The organism is Microbispora sp. GKU 823, from assembly GCF_002027145.1.
Taxonomy (GTDB): domain Bacteria; phylum Actinomycetota; class Actinomycetes; order Streptosporangiales; family Streptosporangiaceae; genus Microbispora; species Microbispora siamensis.
This window is the reverse complement of the sequence record NZ_MWJN01000021.1, coordinates 83,641-105,217: the sequence shown is the minus strand read 5'-3', so window position 1 is coordinate 105,217 and position 21,577 is coordinate 83,641. Positions and strand designations below refer to the sequence as shown.

The following is a 21,577-nucleotide window of genomic DNA, read 5'->3' as shown; positions in this document are numbered from 1 at the left end:
GACTCTAGGTACTCGTCCTACCTGAGAGCCACTCCGGGGTGGGCTCCACGGGATGACGCGGGCAGGAGTATTGAAACCGGTGAGGTCGTGCCCCGCCAGCCCGGCCGCGACCGCCCCCGAGAGCAGGTCGCGGGCGGCGGCGGTCACCGTCTGGCGCCTCCCCGGCCCCTCCGTGGCGAGGCGCAGGTCCTTGGCGGCCAGGCCGAGGGCGTACCGCGTCTCGAACGGGCCCGACTCGACCACCGGCCGCAGCCGCTCCGCCAGCCCGGCCAGGGGCGTCGCCCCGAGGACGTCCAGGAGGGCGGTGCGGCCGACCCCGAGGTCGTCCGCGTAGGCCAGTGTCTCGGCCAGCCCCACCTGGGCGGTCACCAGCGCGCTCATCACGGCGAGCTTGGCCGCCGCGCCCGATCCCGGCCCGCCCGCCTCGTGGACCGTCCCGAAGACCCGCAGCACGTCCGACACCCGGTCGAGGTCCTCGCGGCGGCCCCCGGCGAGCACGACCAGCGTGCCCTCGGCGGCCGGGCCCACGCTGCCGAGCACGGGCGCGTCGACCAGGCCCACGCTCTCGGGGAGCAGGCCGCGCAGCCGCCGCACCGCGTCGGGGCCGATCGTGGACATCTCCACCAGCAGGGACCCCGGCCGCAGGCCCGGCAACGCCGCCCGCACCACCTCGGACACCGCGTCCGGATCGCTCAGCATGGTGATCACAACGTCCGCTCCGGCGACGGCAGCGGCGGGGGAGGGGGCCGCCTCCGCGCCCGGCACGTCCCGTGGCGTACGGTTCCACACGGCCACCTTGTGACCGGCGGCGACGAGGCGGCCGGCCATCGGGACGCCCATGCGTCCCAAGCCAAGAAAAGCAATCACGTCCTGGACGTTATGGGAGGAACAAGTCATTCCACCAGCGACTAGATTGCATGACACCCATTCCCTTCGCTCATGGATCGGAGCATGTTCGACACCGACGCGCTTGTGCTGCTCGACGTCGTGGCCCGTACGGGGTCGTTCACGGCCGCCGCGGTGCAGCTCAACTACACCCAGTCAGCCGTGTCCCGGCGCATCGCGTCCCTGGAGGCCCAGGCGGGCGGCCCGCTGTTCGCGCGGTTGCCCCGCGGAGTGCGGCTGACGCCCGCGGGCCGGACGCTGCACCGCTACGCCCGGGAGGTGCTGGAGCGGCTCGGCCGGGCGGGGGAGGAGCTCTCCGCCATCCACCAGGGCACCGGCGGGCGGCTGCGGGTCGGCGCGTTCGCCACGGCCAACGCCGTGCTGGTCCCCGCCGCCCTGCGCGAGCTGCGGGCGTCCCGCCCCGAGGTGGCGGTGAGCATGGTGGAGGGCCTGAGCACCGCGCTCATGGACGGGCTCGGCCGGGCGGAGATCGACATCGCGGTGGTGAGCGACTATCCCTCCGGGCTGGGGGCGGGTCCCGAGGTGGAGGTCACCCGCCTGATGGAGGACGAACTGCTCGTCGCCCTCCCCGCCGACCACCCGCTGGCCGGGTGCGAGAAGGTGGACCTGCGCGACCTGCGCGACGAGAGCTGGATCGAGGGCGCGCCTCCCGGCACCGTGACCATGCTCGGCGCCGCCTGCGCCCGGGCCGGCTTCGCGCCCAGGGTCGACCTGCGGATCGGGGAGTGGACCGGCAAGCTCGGCTACGTGGCCGCGGGGCTCGGGGTGACGCTGGTGCCCGCCATGGCCGCGCCCGCCGTACGCGGGGACGTGGCGCTGCGGTCGCTCGGCGAGTTCGCGCCGCGCCGCACCGTGTACGGCGCCCTGCCGCGTACGGCCCCGCTCCCGGCCGCCCGCGCGCTGCTCGGCCTGCTGGCTCGCCAGGCCGTCTGATTCATGGCTTCGGCCGGGCAGCCACGGGGACGGCACGTGTTTCCGGCGCAGGGGCGGGAGAATGGACACGTGTACGACGGCTTCGCCCACATCGGGGGGTATCTGGCCACCGGCCTGCGGGAGGTGACCACCGACCTGTCCGCCCTCGACGGCTCCGGCTGGTGGGCGGTGGTCGTGTCGTACGAGGGGAAGGTCGTCTGCGCGCGGTTCGACACGGTCCGGCCCGCTCCGCTGCCCCGGCCGCGCGGCCCGTGGCGGGGACCCGCCCGCGACGCCTGGGCCACGTCCCTCGACCGGGAGGGGTACGAGCGGGGCGTCCAGCGGATCAGGGACTACATCGAGCAGGGGGAGGTCTACCAGGCCAACCTCTGCCGCGTCCTGTCCGCCCCCTTGCCCTCTCCGGACGTGGACCCCCTCGCCCTCGCCGTACGGCTGGCCGAGGGCAATCCCGCGCCGTACGCGGCCGTGGTGGGCGTGCCGGGGCTGACGGTCGTGTCGGCCTCGCCGGAGCTGTACCTGTCCAGGAGTGGTGCGGTGGTCGAGTCGCGGCCGATCAAGGGCACCGGCGTGACGGCCGACGATCTCCTCGACAAGGACTACGCCGAGAATCTCATGATCGTCGACCTCGTTCGCAACGACCTCGGCCGCGTGGCGGAGGTAGGCTCTGTGACCGTGCCCTCGCTGTTCGCGGTCGAGGAGCACCCCGGGCTCGTGCATCTGGTGTCCACGGTGCGGGCGCGGCTGGCCGGCGACGCCGGCTGGCCGGAGCTGTTCGCCGCCACCTTCCCTCCGGGTTCGGTGACCGGAGCGCCGAAGTCGTCGGCGCTGCGGATCATCAACGAGCTCGAACCTGAGCCCCGCGGGCCGTACTGTGGGGCCGTGGGCTGGGTCGACGCCGACCGGCGCGAGGGGGCGCTGGCGGTCGGCATCCGCACCTTCTGGATCGAGCACGACACGATCCGGTTCGGTACGGGCGCGGGCATCACCTGGGGGTCCGACCCCCGGCGGGAATGGCACGAGACCGAGCTCAAGGCCGCCCGGCTCATCGGCCTCGCGTCCGCGGGCGGGCCGCGACATCGGTAACGAACGGAGCAGGAGATGTCTGTACCCATCTGGGTGAACGGGGAGCTGTACGAGCCCGACAAGGCCGTGGTCTCGGTGTACGACCACGGGCTGATGGTCGGCGACGGCGTGTTCGAGACGGTCAAGGCGGTGAACGGGGAGTCCTTCGCGCTGACCCGCCACCTCGACCGGCTGGCGCTGTCGGCCAAGCGGATGGACCTGCCCGAGCCCGACCTCGCCGCCATCGCCGACGGTGTCCGCCGCTGCCTGGCGGCCGCGCCGAAGTGGCCGCTGGCGCGCATCAGGATCACCTACACCAGCGGCCCGGGCCCGCTCGGCTCCGACCGGGGGTCGGCCGGCACGAACGCGATCGTCATCGTGGGCGAGCAGGCGCCGTTCCCCGCCACGGCCGACGTCACCGTGGTGCCCTGGCCCCGCAACGAGCGCGGCGCGCTGGCCGGCGTCAAGAGCACCTCCTACGGCGACAACGCCAAGGCCCTGGCGTACGCCAAGGAGCGCGGCGGCGCTGAGGCGATCTTCGAGAACCTCGCCGGGAACCTGTGCGAGGGCACCGGGAGCAACATCTTCATCGTCACCGGCGGGCGCCTGGTCACCCCGACGCTCTCCTCCGGCTGCCTGGCCGGCGTCACCCGCGCGCTCACCCTCGAATGGTGCGGCGGCGAGGAGGCCGACGTGCCGATCTCGGCCTTGTACGAGGCCGAGGAGGCGTTCCTCACCTCCACGACCCGCGACATCCAGCCGATCAGGGCCGTGGACGGGAAGGTGCTGCCGCAGGCGCCCGGGCCGATCACGCTGGAGGCCATGAAGGTCTTCGCCGAGCGTTCGGCGGCCGACCTCGACCCGTGATCATCAGTAGGCGTGCTGGCTCTGGGCGTTGAGCTCCTTCAGGCGTACGGCCTTGGCGGGATCGGTGCGGGGGTCGTCGAGGCGCAGCACGTCGAGTCCCTTGGTGATGTCGCTCGAGTAGATGTAGCCGTTGTAGTAGTAGGCCGACCAGGATCCGCCGAGATGGAGATCCGGCGGCAGCGGCCCGCGCTCGAAGTAGGCGATCTCCTGTGGGCGGGCGGAGTCGGTGAAGTCCCAGACCGAGACTCCGCCCATGTACCACCCCTGCACCATCACGTCGCGGCCGGGGACGGGCACCAGCGCGCCGTTGTGGGCCACGCAGTTCTCCTCGGCGCCCTGGGCCCGGGGGATCTTGAAGTAGCCCTGACGTACGAGCCTGCGCTCCGGCGTCAGCGCGTAGATCGCGTCCGCGCCCTTGGTCGCGCTGACCGAGGGCAGGCAGGTGGCGGCCATCCCGCCGCCCATCTCGTCGCTGAAGACCACCTTGGTGCCCTCGTTGTTGAACACGGCCGAGTGCCAGATGGAGAAGTTCTTCTCGTCGCGCACGGTCTGCAGCAGTTCGGGACGTACCGGGTCGGAGATGTCCAGCAGGACGCCGTCGCCGAAGCACGCGCCCGCGGCCAGGTGCTTCTCCGGGTAGACGGTGATGTCGTGGCAGCCGCCCGTCTCCTCCTCTCCCGCAGGCCTGCCCGCGAACAGTTCGGGCTTGGCCACCACCCGCGCCTTCCCGGGGTCGCCGACGGGGACCTCCACGATCGAGATGTTCTGGTGGGGCGGCCCGCAGTTCGTCGTGTCCGGCTCGGGGCCGGGGGAGGAGACGTACAGGTAGACCGTGCCGGCGTCCCTGCCCGGCACGATCGCGTGCGTGTGGGAGCCGCACTCCGTGCGTACGGACTTCAGGTAGCGCGGGTGGGCCTTGTCGGAGATGTCGAAGACGCGGATGCCCTCCCACGCTCCCGCGGCCGCCGGGTCTCCGGCGTCGCTCGCGCAGGTGTCGTCCGTACGGGGCTCGTCCACCGACAGGAACAGCAGGTCGCCGGAGACCGAGATGTCGTTCTGCCCGCCGGGGCACTCCACCCGGGCGACGGCCTTGGGATGCTCGGGGTCGCCGATGTCGTGCACCGTGAAGCCCCGGTAGTTGCCCACGAACGCGTAGCGGCCCTGGAACGCCAGGTCGGTGCCCCAGTCGTCCGGGCCGTCGAACGGCGCCGCCAGGGGGACGTTGGCGACCAGCGTCATGTTGGGGCTGTGCCTGATCTCGTCCTGCCCCGGGATGCCGGTCGGGGCGGCCGTCGGGGACGGCGTGGGCTCACCGGAGGCACAGGCCGGGGCAAGGAGGAGGACGGACGCCACCAGCGCGGCCTTCAGCCTCGGTCTGCTCACATCGCCCCCATGCCCGCGGATCATCGCCCACTATGGAAGTTATGTCGAGCCCGCGGCCGGTGCGGACCGGATTGGTAACGGTTGTGCTGGCAGTTGGGCCGGCACTGGCCGCCTGCTCGTCCGGGGCCACTCCACCGGCGCGCGCCGACGCCCCCGGTGATCGTCCCCCGGCGCTCCCGGGCAGTCCGGTCCGGCGTCTGCCCGCCCGTCGGCGGAGGCGGGCCCGGTGGCGGCGGACGTACGGTTCGCCGAGGCGATGATCCCGCATCACCGGCAGGCGCTGGAGATGGCGGGGCTGGCCGCGGCGCGTACCGGCGACCCGCTGGTGACGGCGGTGGCGGACCGCGTGGTGGACGGGCAGCGCCCGGAGATCGCCGTGATGGAGTCGTGGCTGCGGGGGCTGGGCCGCACCCCTCCGCCGGCGCACGGTCACGGGGCGGGCGGCTACGGCATGGCGAGCGAGGAGGAGCTCACCCGGCTGCGTACGGCACGGGGGCGGGCCTTCGACACGCTGTTCCTCACGCTGATGATCCGGCACCACGAGGGCGCGGTGCGCATGGCGGCGCAGGAACTGCGCCGGGGACGGGACCGGGCCATGCGGACGATGGCCCAGGACGTCGTCTCCGGACAGCAGATCGAGATCGCGCGGATGCGGGGCATCCAGCGCAGGCTGGGCTAGTCCCTAGGAGCTCCACAGCATGTTGGTGAGCTCCTCGTCCAGGTCCATGAAGTCGGTCTCACGGCCGGCGGGGACGAGCTCGTAGGTCCGATGCAGGAACTCGGTGAGGGGGGCCAGGGGCACCTCGAACAGGGCCTGGCCGAAGGGCGAGGTGAGACTGATGTTGAGCGTCCGTTCGCCGTCCGACCGGGCCGGCCAGACCTGGACGTCTCCGTCTCCCACGCGCCGCACGATGCCCACGGTCAGCAACTCGCGGGCGAAGATCCACTCGACCGGCTCGTCATTCCCCACGTGGAAGGCCATCCGAATGGCGTACGGATCCTCGGCCGTGTAGCTCAGGCCGGCGAGCAGGGGGACGGTCGTACGGTCGGGGACCACAAGCCGAAGGCCTAGCTCGGCAGAGACGGTGGTGCTGTTCATCGTCAGCCAAACCTTTTCGTCGTCGGGTCCCCTGTCAGGGGCTTTCACTGCGTCTTCACTGTGCGGTCGGGCCTCGCCGGGCGCTCGTGCTACGAGGCGAACGAAGAGACCCGTAGGAAAGATTCCGCCCCCAGGCCCTTCTGTAACGCACATCACAGCTTGACATTCGGTCATCTACCAGCTCAAACATCACCAACAGGCTTGTCCTTACCTCTGCTTTGCGTGTCGGCGGGGCCGCGCCGGCGATGCCATTGCGGGCGAATGATCTCAGGTCGTGCGTATAGGTCGAGCATGGAGCATCACGATGCTATGACACCACACCCCCACGCCGGGGACGGTCTGGCGAACCTTTCGAAGGTGTTGACGAAGGCGGGACGATCGAGCCGACCGGGCCGTGCTTTCGCCATCACCCCCTCGAGTGCGGTATGGTTTTCCCCGTCGGCGCCGCAAGGCGCAGACGATCCCGGGCGATTAGCTCAGCGGGAGAGCGCTTCGTTCACACCGAAGAGGTCACTGGTTCGATCCCAGTATCGCCCACACAGCTCAGAGGCCATCCGCCACCACGCGGGTGGCCTCTTTTGATCTTCTGAGTGACTAACTGAGTGACTACGGTTCCCGGGCGGGGAAGAGATCGTCCATCGCCTGCGCGCCGTCCAGCAGGACCGGGCGGAGCTGCTTGCGGTAGACGGTCTCGGTCACGATTGTGGTGCCGTGCCCCACGAGCCGGGAGATGTCCTCCAGGGGCATACCGCTGTCGGACAACAGCGAGACGAAGCTGTGGCGCATCTCCCGAGGCGTCCAGTCGTCGGGGTTGACGTCGGTCTTCTTGAGGACGGTCCGGAAGGCCCGGCGGACGTTGCCCGCGTTGAGCGCCGTTCCGTGACGGGTGGCGAAGACGAGGTCGAGGTCCTGCCACTTGTCGCCGGCCCTCTTCCGCGCCTTCTCCTGCTTCTCCCGATGGAGCCGCAGCGCCTCCACGCACCGCTTGGGCAGTGCCAGCGTTCGCCGCGACTTGCGGGTCTTCGTGTCTCCTCCGGCCCGTACGGAGTGCCAGACCATGATGGATGGCGGCACAGGAGGAGTGGCATCCGGCTTCCCGTCCAGGTCCACCCGTGACCAGGTGAGCGCGCGCAGTTCCTCCGTACGGGCGCCGAGGAGGAGGGACAGCACGACGTACGCGTGCATGGTCGTGCCCTCTGCCGCGTCGAGGATGGCCGCGGCCTGATCGAAGGTGAGCGACTTGGACGGACGGCCCTCCTTGCCCTTGGGACCTCGCTCAGCAGGACCACATTCCGCTTGACCTTGTCCCGTGCCTGCGCGCGATCCACGGCCCGCTTCAGGACGGACCGGATGTCCCGCAGGGTCCGGGTGCTGAGCGTCTTCGCACGATCAAAATGAGTTCGGCTTGGACGTGACCATCAATCGCGCATGGGGGCAGGTTATCGACGATAGCGAAGGTGGCTCTTTTGTGTCTTATGGGTTCGATTGCCCGGCTGGACTGCTAGGAGATGTTTATTATAGCAACCGATGGCCAATTGGGTCATAGTGTCGATACTCGTTGGTTCTCGCTGATTCAGGCGGTGTAGAGCTGGACGGTTCCGGACTTAAGCGGGGGCTGGGGGCCGCTAGCCTTGCCGACGGACGGGCAGCGAGTCCCAAGGGGCTGATGACTCGCATGGGCCATGGTTCTCCTCGGGCGGCGTGATCTATCAGCACGCGAACCTTGATCGAGACAAGGTGATTGCCGAAGCGTTGGGAGATGCTTTCAAGTCTTCGATCACCAAGCGTGGCACGTTACCGAAGATAATTATCCTACCGGCCTGCTCTACCTCTTCCCTTGGGGCCCGCTCACCCCGCCGACAGCCGCGCGCCGACCGCCGTCCTCACGGCCCAAGCCGCCGGCCAGCCCCTTCCCGAACAGGAGGCCACGGATGGGCCCTGACCGGCTCGTCTGCCTGACGACCGCCGTTGAGAGGCACTGTTGACACCCACCCCGGTACCCATCTTCACCGCAGACCCGTTGGTCACGTTCAGCCCTCGGCTGGCGCCCTCCGAGACCGCGTCGTTTACCGACCAACTGCAGGGCTGGGGGACCGTCGCCGCAGCAGTCCTGGCCTTGGCAATTGCCGTGATCGGTTGGGTCATCACCAACAAGCAGCGCGAGGCCGACCAAGCCCAGGCGGACAAACAGCGGAAAGAAGATCGGAATAACGCTGACCGGCGACTACTGGAAGAACGGGCAGCAGCCGACCAGCGCCTGCTACAGGAGCGACAAGCCGCTGATCTCCGCCTCCAGCGCCAGCTCGATGCCCAGCGCGAACGCGACCGCCGCGACTTCCTGATTGAGCAGCTTCAGCGGGCCGGTGACGCGTACGGCGAACTCGAGGCCTACGCACGCATGCCCCAGGCTCCCGCCGCCATGGAAAGCTCAAGGCCACCCTGCTGGTTCTCCCGCCGCGGCACGCCTCCCTGCTCAAGGCCAAATACTTCCCCCCGCTGTACCTGCATCAGGAGGCGTTCGACGAGGCCAAGCGCCGGGCGGAGGAAGTCTGCAAGACGGTGCAGACGGTTGACCCAGTGCACATCTACCAAGAGCTCGCCGACAACATCGCCGAGCTGCTCAGCGAGAAGGGGACGCTCGATGGATGACCTGATCGCCTTCCTCCACGCCCGTCACGACGAAACCCACCAGGCCATGGCCCGCCTCAAGTTCCTCGACTCCGTGGTCGGCGGCAGCTATACCGAGGTTGGCGAGCACGCGCAAGCCGAGCACCTGCTGAAGCTTGAGGCTACCGCGTACGACTGGCACCCCGACTACCAGGACGACTGGCGGCCATGACAGAACCCCGAACGAATGAAGAGGTAAGCAACATCGCCGAGGTCTACCCAGCTCAGAGCGACATCGTTCTGATGAACCTCGAGCCGCACAGCGTCGCTCGTATCCATCACCCGGATGGCCCTCGTGAGTACCGTGCGCGAGGGAGCAATCTGATCATGTCGGTCGTCGCAGACCCCAGAACCCTCGAGAGGTTTGGACAGTCGGAGACCTATCACGCTCTCTTCGCGGTCCATCGAGGCATCAACGCTTTGCACTCGGCGGCCTGGACAGACGCGACTCGTTTGATCCAGAAAGGCGGCATCGCGCTCATCCATCACGAGCGCTTAGACGAGTTTGGCCTACCTGACTGGGCGTCGCTCTGGGCCAGCAAGGTGACAGGGGACAACCCGCGTTTTGAAACCGCCATGGTCCTCGCCCGACGGATGCTTGAGGGGCGCCCCCGCGACCCGCGCCCCCAGCTAAGCCCCCTCCTGCTGGAACGTGCTCTCTTCCGAGCTCACGTGGCCCTCGTGGAGGACTGGACGTTATGACTCGCCTCGTTGAGCCTGAGGTGTTCCTCGTTGCCCGCCCATCCGTCGACTACGACGAGCTCGCCGGCTACCTCCACGAGGTGGGCGGGGAGTCCTGGCTGGAGCGGCTCGACCGGGACCAGCTCAGTCCGCAGGACCTCGCCGAGTTCGCCAGAGGTTGTGCTACCAGTCGTTCGAGCCCGGCCTCAACCCGAACGTGACCCGGGTCCGCCCCGACCAGGAGACGTACCTCCGCAACATCCTCGCGTCCGCGCACGGCAGCGTGCTTGAGCACATCAGCTTCAGCTTCGTGCTGCACAACGTCTCGCGGGTCTTTTTCACCCGGCGGCCACAGCTGCGGCGCCGAAGGCTCGGCATGACCCGGTCCGGCACGAGACAATGGGGGCGTTGTGATCGTCTCTCCCGCCCCCGTGCTCGTCGTCGCCTGCGTACGCTCGGACGACGTCCTGCTGCTGCCCGGTCACTGGCCCGTCAGATTGTCCCCGGCCGAGCGGCGCGAGCTGGCGGCGCAGCTCCTCGCCTACGACCAGGAGACCCCCGAACGACCCTGAAGGATTGCCCATGAACGAGACCAAGCCGACAAAGCACACACCGCCACACGTAGTAATCCCCCAGGGTTACCCCCTATGGCTCGTTCAGAGGCGCTACCAAGAGGGCGATGAGAAGCCCTTTCTCGTGAGCCAGGAACCCATCATCGGCTGGGTTTGGATTCGAGACTCCACCGACGGCACATGGTTCCTTGATCCTGTGGTCGTGCAGGATGGCGGCTACGCCCAGGTGGACTACACCAACGCAGAAAACCCGCCGAACATCTGGGTCGACCGGGAAATAACCACCACGCCCCCCAATGCCACGACCTCCGACGCGGCGACGGCCTCGGAGGGGACCGTTGACCCCAGCCCCCGCGCCTACCGTGACGGTAACTGCAACGGCCACCGTGACCGTCACGGCCACCCCGCCGCCGGCGCCGCCCGACTCCTCAACTCTGACTGACCAACTGCAGGGCCGGGGCACTCTCGCAGCGGCGATTGTCGCGGCCTGGGACCTTTTCATCACGATCAAGACCGCCAGGCGCGACCGCGAGGATGGCGCCAACCAACGGGAGCAGGACCGCAAGGACGCCGATCGCCGACTCGCGGAGGAGAGGGAAGCCGCCAGCGCGAACCTCGAGAGACAGCTCGAGGAGCAGCGCGAGCGGGATCGCCGCGAGTTTCTGATCGAGCAGCTCCAGCGGGTAGGGGACGCTTACGGCGACATCGAGGCACACCCCAATACGCCTCAGGCCAGCGCCGCCAGGGAAAGACTCCGGGCCACGCTGCCAGTGCTCCCACCGCGTTACGCCTCGCTGCTCAAGATGAAGTACCTACCGCCGCAGCGGCAGAGCGAGGAGGCTTATACGGAGGCAAGACGCCGTGCAGAGGTGCCCGGGGTGCCGATTGCGGACGTCAAAGCACCACACATCTACAAGGAACTTGCCGACAACATCGAGGAGCTCCTCACCGGAAAGGGCCAGCTGATGGATGACCTGCCATTAGCGCCCACCGCCTCCGCCCGCTCGCTGCGATCGCAGCAGGCTCCACCACCGGCATGTGCATGGTAACCGCCGTGTTCGCGGTCGCCCACCAGGACTGGCGGCGCGCCATCATCACCCTGGCCTGGGCCGCTGCCGCGCTTCTCGTATGGTGGGCGGCCAAACCAGCGCGCAGGCCGGCCCCGGTCAACCGCAGGACGCCAACGACCGCGCGGCCCAGCTGCACCCACGCCACCGCGGTGCCCGTCACCTCCACCGTCACCGGCCAGGTCCTTGCTGCGCTCTGCCCCGCCTGCGACGCCGACCTTCCCGCCTCGGTGCTCACCTCGTCGGCCGCCTACGCCGGGCTCCGCGCGGACACCGCCGCGATCCACGGCATCCTCAGCGGCCTGGACACCGGCCCGCGCCGCGGCTGCCCGCATGCGCGGACCATCGACGTCACCGCGATGATGGAGCGGCACCCGCGACGGCAATGCACCGTCTGCGGCGCAACCTGGGCCGAGACCAGCAAGAGCTGGCCTGCCGCGATGTTCTGAGGAGACGCCGTGGACGACCTGATCGCCTGGCTACGCGCCACCATCGAAAGCGACCTCGCCACCGCCCGCGCCGCCACCTACGGCGAATGGGCGATGTTCGGCCACGGCGACGACAACTACCTGCCGCCCCCGGCATACCCCGGCGAGCAGACGACCCGAGGCCACGGGTGGAACATCAGCCTCACCGCCCCTGGAGGGCTCGACGTGGCGGCCGAACTCCGCCGGGCCGACGCCCGCCACGTCATCGCGCAACAGCCGCGCCAGACGATCGTCCGATGTGAGGCCGAGTTGGGCCTCATCGCCGCCTATGAGGATCAGGCGAGAAGATGGCCCCCGGACACGCCGTACCACGCGGATAGCGACCCGATTGACCTCATGGAATGCGAGCGCTCAAGCGCTCTCGGGGAGGCTGTCCGCCTGCTCGCGCGAGGGTATCGCCACCGGCCCGGCTGGCAGGAAGGGTGGGCACCGTGAGCACCAAGATGACCTGGCAGCGGTACGGCTACAAATCCCTCGCGGCCAGCCAGCTGACTAGGGCACGCTGAGCGGACGTGCGTAAGAGGGAGGACGGACATCATGCCGCATGACAGAAGCGAGCTCTTGAAGTGGGCGCGAGCGGAGGCTGATAGGCTCCGCAGGACACAGGGTGTCAGCGGCAGAGCTTCGACCTTCCAACCATTGGGCGCGGCCGCGCTGGAATTCCTCCGGCGTCACGCTGCTGGGACAAAGTTCCTCACAGCGGCTGAGGATGTATTCCGTGCCGAGTATCCGGAGCCCGCGCACATCGCACTGACCGGCCTATCCCAGGCGCTTGAGGGATGGGCCCAGTTCGTCGAAGACGGCATGGCCGAGACCCTGCCGTTCCCCGTCACCGCCCGCATGGAAGCGGCCACCGACCTCATGGAACAGGTCCAGCAACTCCTCGACGACCAGCGAATGCACCCAGCCGCACCCGTCATGCTGGCCGGTGCAGCCCTCGAGGAGTTCCTTCGCTCCATGGTGGCGGCCACCGGCGCGGCCGTCACGGGGAAGCCCAGCATCAACGCCTATGCCAGCGCCCTGCGCAGCATCGACGCCATCAGCGCCCAGGACATGAAGGACATCACCTCATGGGCCGGCAGCCGCAATGACGCCGCACACGGCCACTTTGACCAGCTCAGCCGCGAGCGGGCCCAGATCATGGCAGACGGCATCAACCTCTTCATCCGCCAGCACACCCCCTGACCTAAGGACGTAGCCATGCGCCGCGTCGAGCCCGAGGTGTTCCTCGTCGGCAAACCGTCCGTCGACTACGACGAGCTCGGCCGCTACCTCGAAGACGTGGGCGGCCTGTCGTGGCTGGAGCGCCTCGACCGGGACCAGCTCACCCCGCAGGACCCCGCCGAGTTCGCCGGGCGGCTGTGCTACCGGTCGTTTGAGCCGGGGCTGAACCCGAACGTCGCGAGGGTGCGCACCGACCAGGAGGCGTACCTGGCCAACATCCTCGCGTCCGCGCACGGCAGCGTGCTTGAGCACCTGTCGTTCTCATTCGTGCTGCACAACGTGTCCCGCGTGCTCACCCACGAACTCGTCCGCCACCGCCCCGGCGTCGCGATCTCGCAGGAGTCGCTGCGGTTCGTCCGGCTGAGCGACATCCCGTTCTGGTTCCCCGAGTGGGCGCGCGAGGACGCCGAGCTGATGAAGCGGGCGACCGAGATGCTCGACCGGATGGAGGAGTTCCAGACCTGGATGGCGGCCCACTTCGGGCTCGACGAGGACGGCGTGCCGTTCGCGGAGAAGAAGCACCGCACCTCGTTCATGCGCCGCTTCGCGCCCGAGGGCGTCGCGACCGGCCTGGTCTGGACGGCCACCTACGCACCCTGCGGCACACGATCGAGGCCCGTACGGCCGCCGGCGCCGAGGAGGAGATCCGCCTCGTGTTCGGCCGCATTGGCGAGCTGATGCGCGAGGAGTGCCCGGCCCTGTTCGGCGACTACACCGTGACCGAGGATGGGGCGTGGGTGCCCGGCTGGCGGAAGGTCTGATCTTCAAGCCCCCGTGAATCAAAGGAGCAGAGCGGCTGAGGACTGAGCTGAATCGTCAGGGGCGGCGGGGGATCGATGCGCGAGCGGCCGTATGCGACGGACCGTTCGTACGGATTCGTGCATCGGCTGCTGCAGGAGTCGGGTGTGGTGCTGCGTAGCCGTGGCGGTGCCCGGCCGGGCCGGCGGGCGAAGAAGTCGGCCGCGGCTTAGTGGCTGAGCCAGTTGGACAGTAGGTTCAGCGGCACACTCGCGAGAAGTCCGGCGACGAAAAAGCCCACTTGCTGGTACAGCGACTTGCGCTCCTTGTCCCTGTCGCGGCGGGTGAGGTACTTGTCGATTCTCTCGGCTTCCTCCTTGTTGATGCTGAGAAGCTCCTGCTGTCGTTGACCTTCGGCGAGGAGCGCGTCGCGGGCGTCTTGCTGGGCTTCGAGGTCGCGTCGGAGTTCGTCCATCAGGGCGGCTGCCTCGGTGAAGGCAGAGTTGACGCGCTCGATGCGGCGACTGAGTCGTTCGCCGGGGTTTTCTCGCGCGGACCGCATGCGTTGTCGGTCGGGGCGTGCCGTGAAGACGGCAACGATGAGGACGAGCACGCCGTTGGCCAGGAAGGGTAGCCAAAGGGCGGCGTCTACTCCGTTGCGTTCCATAAGTACTGCTGCGAAGACCGCGAGAACGGCGGTTGCCAGAAAGCCCAAGAATTGCAGCAGGATGCGCTTCATTGCGGTATTGCAGCGTCTTGGCTGCGGCAGTAGGGCCGAAGTGACGAATCGGGATGTGACCGGATCGTACGGGGTTGAGCTGCGTTCGGGTTGTCGCACGTTCAAGATCGCTAAGACGGGAACATAATTCAGGTTATGTTGCCGACATAAGCAACCATCCGCCCGATTGCCGGCGCGATCGACTAGGAAAACGCCCTTCCTGTGCCGCTGGCATGGGGGCGAGATCAGCAAGACCATGGCCCAGGCGCAGTGCACCATGCGCGCGTCCAATGCGATGAGCATGGCGTACCGAGGCGACCTCGACCAGCTGCGCGCTGCGCTCGTGCGCTCCCGGCTGAGCGGGTAATCTCGGCCGCCGCCGCGCTGCTGGCCTCCACCGTCGACGAGGTGCTTACGGGCGAGGGATGATGAGCGGCATGGACGACGAGGGCTGGGAACAGCGCTTGTCCGAGCGGGCCAAGGCCCGAGAGGTCCTCGCTGAGGCCGAGGAGATCGCGCGCGACGCCGCCGAAGGACACGACGACGATGAGGATGACGGCTGGCTGACGATCATCCCGGGCAGCCCGGACGGATGGCGACGGACCACCGGCCTGCGGCGGTACGTGGTGCGCGACGGTCACCTCATGCAGCTGCCGGAGGAGTAGCCTGATCGACGTAGCCAGCGCACCGCGGTGACGTCTGGAAGTGAGGCCCGGGAGTTCCCGCCGGAGGCGGGGCCCGGGCCTCGCGCTTCTCGCCAACCCCGGTCAGAGGATCAGTTGGACCGGCGTCCCGCCCTCTGCTTCCAGGTGCCTCCCCGCGAGGACACCCACGGCGAGAAGCGAGTGCTCTGCAGAGTCCCAGTCCTCCCGCTTTTTCGCGAGCTCCAGCGCGAGGCCGGCGACCTCCGAGTTGTCGAGCTGCAGAAGCTGCGAGATCACCCGCACCACCTCGAACAGCTCGTTGGCCTTGTCGTGCGGACGCGTAGACATGGTCTTCTCCTGTCTCCGGCGCCTCGCTGGCACCGGGCCAGGGTTGTGTAGCACATCGACTCGCTTACTGCCTGCGCCCAGCGGCGGGCCCCGATCTGGCGAGTAACGACCCTTGGCCGACGTCACCTGGGCTGGTCGGAGCTCCAGCAGCCCGTGCAGTAGCCGTACCGGAGCTTCCCCTTCGTTGTCGACGCCTGGCACGCCTTGCACTTCGCCGGCTGCTCGGTCTCCGGGATGCTGGACTTCACCAGCTTCCGCTCCCACGCGTACGGCTTCCGCTTGCCGGGCGGGCGGCCACGCCGACGGCCGCCGTGGGTCATATCACGCGCCATGCTCAGCACCACCAGCGTCTGCTACAGAACCTGCTCTCGTGGGAATCGTGGTGGACGTCGGTATCCACCCCGCCGCCACCGCCACCTCCGCCGGAGGTGCTCCAGCCGTAGTTGTAGCCGATCACCAGCTTGATTGTCTGGCCGATGCGTAGCCGTGTTCCCGCCTTCGGCGACTGGCCGATCACTCTGCTCTCGCCCTTGGGAACGGTGCTGACCTCCTTCTCGTCGGTCTCCACCACCTCGCTGACGAGGTCGAAGACCCTCTTCGCGCGGTCCTCGGACCAGCCCACGACCTTGGGCATCCGCCGGTGGTCCTTGTAGAAGCCCCACTCCGGGCCCGTCACGAACCGCACCTGCACCTCGTCGCCGGGCTTCACCACCGTGCCGGCCTTCGGTGTCATCCGGTAGATGAAGCAGTAGGCGTCCTGGAAGCAATAGTCCCGGCCGCCGATGCCCTCCGCGACCAGGCGGAGGCCGCGGCTCTCGAGCTGGCTCTTCGCCTGATCGAGTGAGTTGCGCGCGAGGTTGGGCAACGGGCCGGGACTCGGGACCGGCGCCGCCTTGACGGCAGTCTCCTCGTCGCCGAAGACCGAGTTGACGAGGTTCATGCAGCCGGCCATCACGAGGGCCGCGATCATGATCGGCCAGAACAGGTTGACCGACTTCCTGCGTGCCATGTGCTTCCCCGGGGTCTGCTGTCGTCTGAGTCCCCGAGTACCTTCTGGGACGCCTGAGACGACCGAAGGGTTTACCCGTGGTTCGCGCCGGGTCGTGCCACGGATGCGTCACCCGTTCCGCTGGTTGATCCGATTCACACTGTCGTGAAACTCGGCTCCACCCGCGTGAAAAATAACCCTGAGGAAATGAAAGTTCCCGCAAGAAAATCCTTGCGGGAGGCTCGCCCGTCCGCCGGTTCAGCTTATCGCCATCGCGGATTCGAGAACGCCTGCCTCCTTATGGATGGCCCACGTAACATCGCCTCGAGCGCTGGAGGGACATGCTTTTGCCCGGTCCGCCACGCGGCCTCGACGAGGTCCCCAACTACAAGGCGCTCATCTGCGTCCAGAACATGGGGACGCACGAGGCGGCCGCTTACATCATGTCGGAGAAGGACTTTGCTGCCTGGACCGCTTCCGCGGAGCAGTCGGCGACCTGGCTTCTCATGGATCGCCAGGCCGCTGACGACCTTTGCCCGGAAGCGGCGAAGACACGTCAGTACTGGCAGACTGGCATGGAATCCGAGGCCGAAGCCGCCGCGCACACCGACAACCTCCTTCCAGTGGCACGGGCGAGCCGTAGCGGGATCGGTTTGCACATCGAACTGTTGCGCAGGTGGGCGAAGGCCTTGCGCGGTGAGCCACAAGGCACCCGATACGACGACCTCCTGACGGATGCCGGAGTGCGGCGCATAGCCGCAGTCGACCTCGACACCGTCGCAAACGACCTGGCGAAGTGGGCCGCGCACGACTGGGTCGCTGTCATCGACATCAGCGCGAATCGCCAGCATCTCGCGGGACCGCTTCCTCACTTCCCCGGCACCGGGCCGGACGAAGGACAACCTGGGGCCGAGAAACACTGACCTCTTGGTGTATCCGCTGAGGACTCCCAACAAGGCGGCAGAGGACTGAGCCGAGTCCTCGCCTGCCGCAGAACTTCTACCGGTGGGTGCACATGTCAGCGAAGCTTCTTACGAAGGTTCTCCAGCTCAGAAATCAGAAACGACAGCTGGTCCGCCACACTGGCGAGTTTTGACTGGACGCCACGTGTCTGCTTGGCCTGAAGAAGAGTCGCCCACGCCAACGCTTCTTCCGGCCTCCCCTGCCTCAGCGCATTGAGGGCTTCCCTCTCGAAGTCCTTCTCAGTGCCGGGAACCGCCATTCATCCTCCCGTTCAAGGTGACCACCCGAACCACGTAAGCAAAGAATTGAGCATCCGTCTCGATTGGCAACGGGATGCTCACCCCGGCGGACATGTCGGGCAGGTAAGCCCACCTCGTGACCCCTACTCCGAAAGATCCCGTGGATCCCAACGTCATCAACGCCATCGCCGCAAGCGCCGCGGCCGCAGCAGCGATCGGCTCCTGGCTCGCCGCCAGCCGCGCCAACCGCACCGCAAAGCAAGTCGCCGCCATCGAGCAACGTCGCGAGCATGCCGAGCGCGCACCTCGCTTCACCATCACCTGCGCCGCGCAGCGAGGCGACATCGCCCGCCTCAACATCAGGTTCACTGGCCCAGACCAGCTCCACGAGCTGCGCATCCGCATCACCATCCGAGACGACAAGCCGCGAAGCGGATCGCTGCTTGCCGGGGGCCCGACGCAAGCAGAGGTCGCCGCCCATGTCTGGGGCCCCTTCCAGTTCGAGCCACCCATAGACAGGGCCGACAGCCCGCGGACCATCCCGCAAATCGTGCTCATCAACGGCGACGGCCGCACTCTCCAGATGCGGAGAACTCCGCCTCCTCTGTGGGTGAGCAGCGGGGAGCACTGGCACCAGGAATACGACGACAAGCCGGTACGGCTCGAACTCCACTGTGAACACGATGGCTACGAACCGTGGATCCTGCGCCGCGAGATCCCAGTGAGGGCCGCCCCCGAGAACTACCCGGAGTTGCCCGCCTGACCTGCCCTGCGGAAGGAGGTTGCCATGCTGATCAACGGCATGTCGCACTTCCTGCGACGGGAAGACGAATGCCTCCACCCACCACGGGCCGGAGGCATTTCGCGTTTCACGGGGGTGAACGTGCTCATCGACCCCAGCGACACAGTCCTGAGACCGGAAGAACGTCCGGCGGGGTGGACCGCCCGCCGCGTTGGTAAACGCCTCTCCGACCGGTCCGGCCGGGTAGCGCTCACGGTGTGCGGCGAACAGCTCGACGACGAAGAGCGGAAGGGGAACTTCCCGCCGTCCGGCCTTGGACTTGGGGTAGGGCTTGTGCGTCACCATGCCCGCCACCTGCTCCACCCGTACGGTTCCGGCCTCGAGGTCGACGGCGTCCCAGCGCAGGCCCACGCATTCACCCCAGCGGAGAGCGGTGCCGGCGGCCAGGCCGACGAGTGCCCGGTAGCGACCGGGGGACGTGGGGGAGTAGCACGGCCAGGTCCTCACGGCTGATGATTCGATCGTCGCCCGCCTTGCGCCGCCGTACGCCCTCGCACGGGTTGGCACCGACGATCCGGTCACGTACGGCCGACTTGAGCACGGTCGACAGCAGCCGGTGGCACTCGACCACGGTCGCGGGGGCGAGGCGCTTGCTCAGGTCGCTGACCCACGTCTGCACCGCGCTGGGGTCGATGCGCCCGAGGGGGACGTCCCGCCAGCGCGGCAGCGCGTGCGTCCGCATGATCGAATCGTCACGGGCCACGGTGGTGATCTCGTGGTCGCGCGACAGCGGCGGCGGTGTCCAATCCGGACTTCGCCCGTGCCGAGCAAGCGGTTCGCGAGAATCGGCGCGATGAGTTCGTGTCGATGGAGGACGCTTTTCCTGATTGGGCCGATCGCTGATGAGCTACCGCGTGAAGCTTCACGTGGCGGCGTTGTCTCAGATGAAGGGCCTCCCATTAGAGGCGCTCGATGCTCTGATCTCGCGCACGACGGATCTTGTGGAAGAACCTTGGGACGCGCGCGCCCTTCACAAGGAGAGCCCGAATCCCGCATGGCCACCTTCGGGGATTTCGGCGTCATGTACTTCAAGGTGGACGAGGCCGACGAGCTCGTCACGCTCTTCAACGTGACATGGGCGGGGTAACGCGACGACGTAGCGGAATGCCGCGTTGTGCCCGGTGGTCCGCCTGGGTGACGAACTGAGTGACAATGACCGTGGACGGTCACAGACGAAGGCGGACGTCCACGGACTGTCGGGTCAGTTCAGGGCCGCTTCCAAGCCATGTCAGCGATGTGGCCGATCTGCTTCACACCGAAGAGGTCACTGGTTCGATCCCAGTATCGCCCACCACGTTCGTGCAGATCAGGAGGCCGGGCCGCTGTCCAGCGGGTCGGCCTTCGTCTTGCCTGAGTGACTACCGTTCCGGTGACCCGGCATTCCATGGATCGGTCGCGGCGTCAGTCCATCCAGTGGAACCAGACGTCGAAGATCGAATAGTGCGGCCCGTCGCCGAGGTTCGTGTCGATCTTCAGGTGGGGCAAGGCCGGCCGGCTGAGGAGGCGAGGGCCGACGAGAGTGATGCAGTGCCGATCCAGGACCTGGGAGATCTGTTCGCAGCCTTCCTCCCATCCGGGGATCGGCATGTCGGTGACGGCGTCGAGCCATGGCATGGAGTGGCATTCGTGACCGTCGGGGTGATGGGAGCGCTCGCCGGGCGACAGGATGCAGGCGATCGGGGCGAGGCCGGCACAACGCCACTGACAATCCTTCAACCGTCGTATAGCCGTCTGGATCGACGCGGCGCGCGGATCCGTCTCGCCGGGTCAGGAAGACGTCCACAAATGACGCGTAGCCGGAGCCGTAGTGTCCGAACTCCGCGTGCTCAACCACCAGTCCGGGGACTCGATTGAGATCGGCGACCACCTGGCGCAGGTAGCCCTCCACGGCCTCGGCCCCACCCGCCCAGGCGCCCTCACCGCATGCCGACTCGTCCTGGGAGGCGCGGATCTGCGAGTTGGGATCGAGGAGGAGGGCCTCGACGTCTGCAGGGTGATCGTCCTTGCGCATGCCGACAGTCTGCCGGGACGACGGGAGTTGGAACATTCGGGGTGCCCCAGGCTGCGGCGGTAGCCTGATGGCATGACTGCTGAGCCGGTGCATCACGCCGAGGACGACCCTGCGGAGATCTTGCGTGTGCTGCCGGAGCGGTGGCACGAACAGTTCCTCAGCGAGTACCACAGCGCGCTGGATGCAGCCCACGAGGTATGGCGGTTCCAGCAACTTCGTGAGTTGTTGCGTGTGTGGCGGCTACACGCGGCCGCGGTGTCCAATCCGGACTTCGCCCGTGCCGAGCAAGCGGTTCGTGAGAATCGGCGCGATGAGTTCGTCTCGATGGAGGACGCTTTTCCTGGTTGGGCCGACCGCCGATGAGCTACCGCGTGGAGCTCCACGTGGCGGCGCTGTCCCAGATGAAGGGCCTCCCAGGAGAGGCGCTCGATGCTCTGATCTCGCGCACAACGGATCTTGTGGAAGAGCCCTGGGACGCACGCGCTCTCTATAAGGACGAGCCCGAATTCCGTATGACCACATTTGGGGATTTCGGCGTGATGTACTTCAAAGTCGACGAGGCCGACGAGCTCATCACGATCTTCAATGTGACATGGGCGGGGTAACGCGAGACGTAGCGGCAAGCCGCGTTGCGTCCGGTGGTCCGCCTGGGTGACGAACTGGGTGACGACGGCCACGGACGCCCCTAGAACCGTACGGACGTCCGTGGACGGTCAGCCCAGGTCAATGCCGCTTCAATGGCACGTCGGGGATGTGGCCGATCTGCTTCACACCGAAGAGGTCACTGGTTCGATCCCAGTATCGCCCACACAGCTCAGAGGCCATCCGCCACCACGCGGGTGGCCTCTTCTGATCTTCCAAGCGTCTGCGGCTTCGCTGCGTTGAGTGGCCATGCTGATCTACGCTCGGGTCTGTGTGTCCCTGGCTCGATGAGAACGTGATCACAGCGGGTGGCGCTGAGTGTGATTCCGTCGGGGCCGCTGAAGATCCACATATCCTGGGAGAGGAGGCCGGCGACGCTCCACGGCGCTTCGACGTCTGTAACCCCCTTCAGGTACCGCTCTATCTTGCGAGGATCGAGAAGCCTCTTGATGACCTCTGCCATGGCACTCCCTGGTACGCACGGTTCATGCGTACCGATCATGGCTGACAGGACTGACACGGAGAGCTCTGTCCG

General features: G+C 67.7%; 30 protein-coding genes, 1 tRNA gene and 3 pseudogenes. 21 read left to right on the top strand and 13 right to left on the bottom strand.

Annotated features, from left to right (window positions below; translation table 11 throughout):
* The coding region (locus tag B1L11_RS14090; protein ID WP_256862523.1) for an NAD(P)-dependent oxidoreductase at window positions 1-867 on the bottom strand (867 nt) is incomplete at its 3' end.
* A gap of 84 nt (window positions 868-951) precedes the next feature.
* Between B1L11_RS14090 and B1L11_RS14085 the strand changes: the two genes are divergently transcribed.
* From B1L11_RS14085 to B1L11_RS14075, 3 genes are all read left to right on the top strand, one after another.
* Window positions 952-1,839 (top strand): LysR family transcriptional regulator, encoded by an 888-nt coding sequence (locus B1L11_RS14085; protein WP_079314884.1) that lies wholly within the window; start codon window positions 952-954, stop codon window positions 1,837-1,839.
* Window positions 1,840-1,908: 69 nt separating this feature from the next.
* Window positions 1,909-2,922, top strand: a complete 1,014-nt coding sequence (locus tag B1L11_RS14080) for a chorismate-binding protein (RefSeq protein WP_256862522.1) — start codon at window positions 1,909-1,911, stop codon at window positions 2,920-2,922.
* A 15-nt stretch (window positions 2,923-2,937) separates the two neighbouring features.
* Window positions 2,938-3,768 carry an aminotransferase class IV gene (locus tag B1L11_RS14075; protein ID WP_079314882.1) on the top strand — a complete coding sequence of 277 codons (831 nt, stop codon included), beginning with the start codon at window positions 2,938-2,940 and terminating at the stop codon, window positions 3,766-3,768.
* A 3-nt stretch (window positions 3,769-3,771) separates the two neighbouring features.
* On the opposite strand, the gene B1L11_RS14070 is transcribed toward B1L11_RS14075, so the two are convergent.
* Window positions 3,772-5,151 (bottom strand): LVIVD repeat-containing protein, encoded by a 1,380-nt coding sequence (locus tag B1L11_RS14070; protein WP_218671101.1) that lies wholly within the window; start codon window positions 5,149-5,151, stop codon window positions 3,772-3,774.
* A gap of 226 nt (window positions 5,152-5,377) precedes the next feature.
* On the opposite strand from B1L11_RS14070, the gene B1L11_RS14065 reads away from it, so the two are divergent.
* On the top strand, window positions 5,378-5,830 hold the full coding sequence (locus B1L11_RS14065; RefSeq protein ID WP_306291655.1) for a DUF305 domain-containing protein: 453 nt from the start codon (window positions 5,378-5,380) through the stop codon (window positions 5,828-5,830).
* A 3-nt stretch (window positions 5,831-5,833) separates the two neighbouring features.
* Here the strand turns inward: B1L11_RS14065 and B1L11_RS14060 are convergent, their stop codons facing one another.
* Window positions 5,834-6,250 (bottom strand): SsgA family sporulation/cell division regulator, encoded by a 417-nt coding sequence (locus B1L11_RS14060; protein ID WP_036329836.1) that lies wholly within the window; start codon window positions 6,248-6,250, stop codon window positions 5,834-5,836.
* A gap of 465 nt (window positions 6,251-6,715) precedes the next feature.
* Between B1L11_RS14060 and B1L11_RS14055 the strand changes: the two genes are divergently transcribed.
* Window positions 6,716-6,787, top strand: a tRNA-Val gene (locus B1L11_RS14055).
* A 69-nt stretch (window positions 6,788-6,856) separates the two neighbouring features.
* Here the strand turns inward: B1L11_RS14055 and B1L11_RS14050 are convergent.
* The gene (locus B1L11_RS14050) at window positions 6,857-7,435 is read right to left on the bottom strand and encodes a site-specific integrase (protein WP_256862521.1); all 579 of its coding nucleotides are present in this window, start codon (window positions 7,433-7,435) and stop codon (window positions 6,857-6,859) included.
* A 1,456-nt stretch (window positions 7,436-8,891) separates the two neighbouring features.
* On the opposite strand from B1L11_RS14050, the gene B1L11_RS14045 reads away from it, so the two are divergent.
* The 11 genes and pseudogenes from B1L11_RS14045 (at window position 8,892) to B1L11_RS50720 (ending at window position 13,920) form a co-directional block, all read left to right on the top strand.
* Complete coding sequence (locus B1L11_RS14045) at window positions 8,892-9,089, top strand: hypothetical protein (RefSeq protein WP_079314880.1); 198 nt, start codon at window positions 8,892-8,894, stop codon at window positions 9,087-9,089.
* The gene (locus B1L11_RS14040) at window positions 9,086-9,619 is read left to right on the top strand and encodes a hypothetical protein (protein WP_143737253.1); all 534 of its coding nucleotides are present in this window, start codon (window positions 9,086-9,088) and stop codon (window positions 9,617-9,619) included. Before B1L11_RS14045 ends, B1L11_RS14040 begins: the two co-directional genes overlap by 4 nt.
* Window positions 9,616-9,986, top strand: a pseudogene (locus B1L11_RS45200) (FAD-dependent thymidylate synthase); the annotation flags it as partial. The gene B1L11_RS14040 and the pseudogene B1L11_RS45200, both read left to right, overlap by 4 nt.
* A gap of 22 nt (window positions 9,987-10,008) precedes the next feature.
* Entirely contained in the window at window positions 10,009-10,170 is a 162-nt protein-coding gene (locus tag B1L11_RS46800) for a hypothetical protein (RefSeq protein ID WP_179155132.1), read from the top strand.
* 10 nt (window positions 10,171-10,180) lie between these two features.
* Window positions 10,181-10,612: a hypothetical protein gene (locus B1L11_RS14030; RefSeq protein ID WP_079314878.1), complete on the top strand. Its 432-nt coding sequence runs from the start codon at window positions 10,181-10,183 to the stop codon at window positions 10,610-10,612.
* Window positions 10,557-11,219 (top strand): hypothetical protein, encoded by a 663-nt coding sequence (locus B1L11_RS14025; RefSeq protein ID WP_079314877.1) that lies wholly within the window; start codon window positions 10,557-10,559, stop codon window positions 11,217-11,219. Before B1L11_RS14030 ends, B1L11_RS14025 begins: the two co-directional genes overlap by 56 nt.
* On the top strand, window positions 11,213-11,686 hold the full coding sequence (locus B1L11_RS14020; RefSeq protein WP_143737252.1) for a hypothetical protein: 474 nt from the start codon (window positions 11,213-11,215) through the stop codon (window positions 11,684-11,686). Before B1L11_RS14025 ends, B1L11_RS14020 begins: the two co-directional genes overlap by 7 nt.
* Before the next feature lie 9 nt (window positions 11,687-11,695).
* Window positions 11,696-12,160: a DUF6221 family protein gene (locus B1L11_RS14015; protein WP_079314875.1), complete on the top strand. Its 465-nt coding sequence runs from the start codon at window positions 11,696-11,698 to the stop codon at window positions 12,158-12,160.
* A gap of 204 nt (window positions 12,161-12,364) precedes the next feature.
* The gene (locus B1L11_RS14010; protein WP_143737251.1) at window positions 12,365-12,910 is read left to right on the top strand and encodes a hypothetical protein; all 546 of its coding nucleotides are present in this window, start codon (window positions 12,365-12,367) and stop codon (window positions 12,908-12,910) included.
* Between the two features lie 15 nt (window positions 12,911-12,925).
* Window positions 12,926-13,710: pseudogene (thyX, locus tag B1L11_RS14005) on the top strand (FAD-dependent thymidylate synthase).
* Window positions 13,711-13,785: 75 nt separating this feature from the next.
* Window positions 13,786-13,920: a helix-turn-helix domain-containing protein gene (locus B1L11_RS50720; RefSeq protein ID WP_372974673.1), complete on the top strand. Its 135-nt coding sequence runs from the start codon at window positions 13,786-13,788 to the stop codon at window positions 13,918-13,920.
* On the opposite strand, the gene B1L11_RS14000 is transcribed toward B1L11_RS50720, so the two are convergent.
* Window positions 13,917-14,426 carry a hypothetical protein gene (locus B1L11_RS14000; RefSeq protein WP_079314873.1) on the bottom strand — a complete coding sequence of 170 codons (510 nt, stop codon included), beginning with the start codon at window positions 14,424-14,426 and terminating at the stop codon, window positions 13,917-13,919. The two genes, B1L11_RS50720 and B1L11_RS14000, sit on opposite strands and share 4 nt — an antisense overlap.
* Window positions 14,427-14,842: 416 nt before the next feature.
* Between B1L11_RS14000 and B1L11_RS13995 the strand changes: the two genes are divergently transcribed.
* Window positions 14,843-15,070 carry a hypothetical protein gene (locus tag B1L11_RS13995; protein ID WP_143737250.1) on the top strand — a complete coding sequence of 76 codons (228 nt, stop codon included), beginning with the start codon at window positions 14,843-14,845 and terminating at the stop codon, window positions 15,068-15,070.
* 102 nt (window positions 15,071-15,172) lie between these two features.
* Here B1L11_RS13995 and B1L11_RS13990 read toward each other — a convergent pair whose 3' ends face one another.
* The 3 genes from B1L11_RS13990 to B1L11_RS13980 all read right to left on the bottom strand — a co-directional run bounded on the left by B1L11_RS13990 (window position 15,173) and on the right by B1L11_RS13980 (window position 16,406).
* Window positions 15,173-15,397 carry a hypothetical protein gene (locus B1L11_RS13990; RefSeq protein WP_079314871.1) on the bottom strand — a complete coding sequence of 75 codons (225 nt, stop codon included), beginning with the start codon at window positions 15,395-15,397 and terminating at the stop codon, window positions 15,173-15,175.
* A 122-nt stretch (window positions 15,398-15,519) separates the two neighbouring features.
* On the bottom strand, window positions 15,520-15,729 hold the full coding sequence (locus tag B1L11_RS13985) for a hypothetical protein (RefSeq protein ID WP_143737249.1): 210 nt from the start codon (window positions 15,727-15,729) through the stop codon (window positions 15,520-15,522).
* A 2-nt stretch (window positions 15,730-15,731) separates the two neighbouring features.
* Complete coding sequence (locus B1L11_RS13980) at window positions 15,732-16,406, bottom strand: PASTA domain-containing protein (protein ID WP_079314869.1); 675 nt, start codon at window positions 16,404-16,406, stop codon at window positions 15,732-15,734.
* 320 nt (window positions 16,407-16,726) lie between these two features.
* On the opposite strand from B1L11_RS13980, the gene B1L11_RS13975 reads away from it, so the two are divergent.
* The gene (locus tag B1L11_RS13975) at window positions 16,727-17,308 is read left to right on the top strand and encodes a hypothetical protein (protein ID WP_079314868.1); all 582 of its coding nucleotides are present in this window, start codon (window positions 16,727-16,729) and stop codon (window positions 17,306-17,308) included.
* 95 nt (window positions 17,309-17,403) lie between these two features.
* Here B1L11_RS13975 and B1L11_RS46795 read toward each other — a convergent pair whose 3' ends face one another.
* On the bottom strand, window positions 17,404-17,607 hold the full coding sequence (locus tag B1L11_RS46795; protein WP_179155131.1) for a hypothetical protein: 204 nt from the start codon (window positions 17,605-17,607) through the stop codon (window positions 17,404-17,406).
* 140 nt (window positions 17,608-17,747) lie between these two features.
* Between B1L11_RS46795 and B1L11_RS50715 the strand changes: the two genes are divergently transcribed.
* The gene (locus B1L11_RS50715) at window positions 17,748-18,350 is read left to right on the top strand and encodes a hypothetical protein (RefSeq protein WP_256862520.1); all 603 of its coding nucleotides are present in this window, start codon (window positions 17,748-17,750) and stop codon (window positions 18,348-18,350) included.
* A 306-nt stretch (window positions 18,351-18,656) separates the two neighbouring features.
* Here B1L11_RS50715 and B1L11_RS54790 read toward each other — a convergent pair.
* The 3 genes and pseudogenes from B1L11_RS54790 to B1L11_RS13965 all read right to left on the bottom strand — a co-directional run.
* A pseudogene (locus B1L11_RS54790) lies at window positions 18,657-18,776 on the bottom strand (hypothetical protein); the annotation flags it as partial.
* Complete coding sequence (locus B1L11_RS48245; RefSeq protein WP_218671099.1) at window positions 18,745-19,071, bottom strand: hypothetical protein; 327 nt, start codon at window positions 19,069-19,071, stop codon at window positions 18,745-18,747. The pseudogene B1L11_RS54790 and the gene B1L11_RS48245, both read right to left, overlap by 32 nt.
* 719 nt (window positions 19,072-19,790) lie before the next feature.
* Window positions 19,791-20,003, bottom strand: coding sequence for a hypothetical protein (locus tag B1L11_RS13965; protein ID WP_079314867.1), 213 nt, complete (start codon window positions 20,001-20,003; stop codon window positions 19,791-19,793).
* 469 nt (window positions 20,004-20,472) lie between these two features.
* Here B1L11_RS13965 and B1L11_RS13955 point away from each other — a divergent pair, with 469 nt between their 5' ends.
* On the top strand, window positions 20,473-20,763 hold the full coding sequence (locus B1L11_RS13955) for a DUF6247 family protein (protein WP_079314865.1): 291 nt from the start codon (window positions 20,473-20,475) through the stop codon (window positions 20,761-20,763).
* A gap of 8 nt (window positions 20,764-20,771) precedes the next feature.
* Window positions 20,772-21,005 (top strand): hypothetical protein, encoded by a 234-nt coding sequence (locus B1L11_RS13950; RefSeq protein WP_143737248.1) that lies wholly within the window; start codon window positions 20,772-20,774, stop codon window positions 21,003-21,005.
* 209 nt (window positions 21,006-21,214) lie between these two features.
* Here the strand turns inward: B1L11_RS13950 and B1L11_RS45190 are convergent, their stop codons facing one another.
* Window positions 21,215-21,505, bottom strand: coding sequence for a hypothetical protein (locus B1L11_RS45190; RefSeq protein ID WP_143737247.1), 291 nt, complete (start codon window positions 21,503-21,505; stop codon window positions 21,215-21,217).
* Between the last annotated feature and the right edge of the window lie 72 nt (window positions 21,506-21,577).

What these genes read in the sequence shown, in the direction of transcription:
- B1L11_RS50720 (WP_372974673.1), top strand. Translation starts at nt 13,786, where the DNA reads ATGCGCGAGCGGCCGTATGCGACGGACCGTTCGTACGGATTCGTGCAT.
- B1L11_RS13955 (WP_079314865.1), top strand. Translation starts at nt 20,473, where the DNA reads ATGACTGCTGAGCCGGTGCATCACGCCGAGGACGACCCTGCGGAGATC.
- B1L11_RS14030 (WP_079314878.1), top strand. Translation starts at nt 10,181, where the DNA reads ATGAACGAGACCAAGCCGACAAAGCACACACCGCCACACGTAGTAATC.
- B1L11_RS13985 (WP_143737249.1), bottom strand. Translation starts at nt 15,729, where the DNA reads ATGGCGCGTGATATGACCCACGGCGGCCGTCGGCGTGGCCGCCCGCCC.
- B1L11_RS13995 (WP_143737250.1), top strand. Translation starts at nt 14,843, where the DNA reads ATGGACGACGAGGGCTGGGAACAGCGCTTGTCCGAGCGGGCCAAGGCC.
- B1L11_RS13975 (WP_079314868.1), top strand. Translation starts at nt 16,727, where the DNA reads ATGCTTTTGCCCGGTCCGCCACGCGGCCTCGACGAGGTCCCCAACTAC.
- B1L11_RS14045 (WP_079314880.1), top strand. Translation starts at nt 8,892, where the DNA reads ATGGATGACCTGATCGCCTTCCTCCACGCCCGTCACGACGAAACCCAC.
- B1L11_RS13965 (WP_079314867.1), bottom strand. Translation starts at nt 20,003, where the DNA reads ATGCCATGGCTCGACGCCGTCACCGACATGCCGATCCCCGGATGGGAG.
- B1L11_RS13990 (WP_079314871.1), bottom strand. Translation starts at nt 15,397, where the DNA reads ATGTCTACGCGTCCGCACGACAAGGCCAACGAGCTGTTCGAGGTGGTG.
- B1L11_RS14020 (WP_143737252.1), top strand. Translation starts at nt 11,213, where the DNA reads ATGGTAACCGCCGTGTTCGCGGTCGCCCACCAGGACTGGCGGCGCGCC.
- B1L11_RS14050 (WP_256862521.1), bottom strand. Translation starts at nt 7,435, where the DNA reads ATGCACGCGTACGTCGTGCTGTCCCTCCTCCTCGGCGCCCGTACGGAG.
- B1L11_RS13980 (WP_079314869.1), bottom strand. Translation starts at nt 16,406, where the DNA reads ATGGCACGCAGGAAGTCGGTCAACCTGTTCTGGCCGATCATGATCGCG.
- B1L11_RS14040 (WP_143737253.1), top strand. Translation starts at nt 9,086, where the DNA reads ATGACAGAACCCCGAACGAATGAAGAGGTAAGCAACATCGCCGAGGTC.
- B1L11_RS46795 (WP_179155131.1), bottom strand. Translation starts at nt 17,607, where the DNA reads ATGGCGGTTCCCGGCACTGAGAAGGACTTCGAGAGGGAAGCCCTCAAT.
- B1L11_RS14085 (WP_079314884.1), top strand. Translation starts at nt 952, where the DNA reads ATGTTCGACACCGACGCGCTTGTGCTGCTCGACGTCGTGGCCCGTACG.
- B1L11_RS45190 (WP_143737247.1), bottom strand. Translation starts at nt 21,505, where the DNA reads ATGGCAGAGGTCATCAAGAGGCTTCTCGATCCTCGCAAGATAGAGCGG.
- B1L11_RS48245 (WP_218671099.1), bottom strand. Translation starts at nt 19,071, where the DNA reads ATGCGGACGCACGCGCTGCCGCGCTGGCGGGACGTCCCCCTCGGGCGC.
- B1L11_RS14060 (WP_036329836.1), bottom strand. Translation starts at nt 6,250, where the DNA reads ATGAACAGCACCACCGTCTCTGCCGAGCTAGGCCTTCGGCTTGTGGTC.
- B1L11_RS14075 (WP_079314882.1), top strand. Translation starts at nt 2,938, where the DNA reads ATGTCTGTACCCATCTGGGTGAACGGGGAGCTGTACGAGCCCGACAAG.
- B1L11_RS14000 (WP_079314873.1), bottom strand. Translation starts at nt 14,426, where the DNA reads ATGAAGCGCATCCTGCTGCAATTCTTGGGCTTTCTGGCAACCGCCGTT.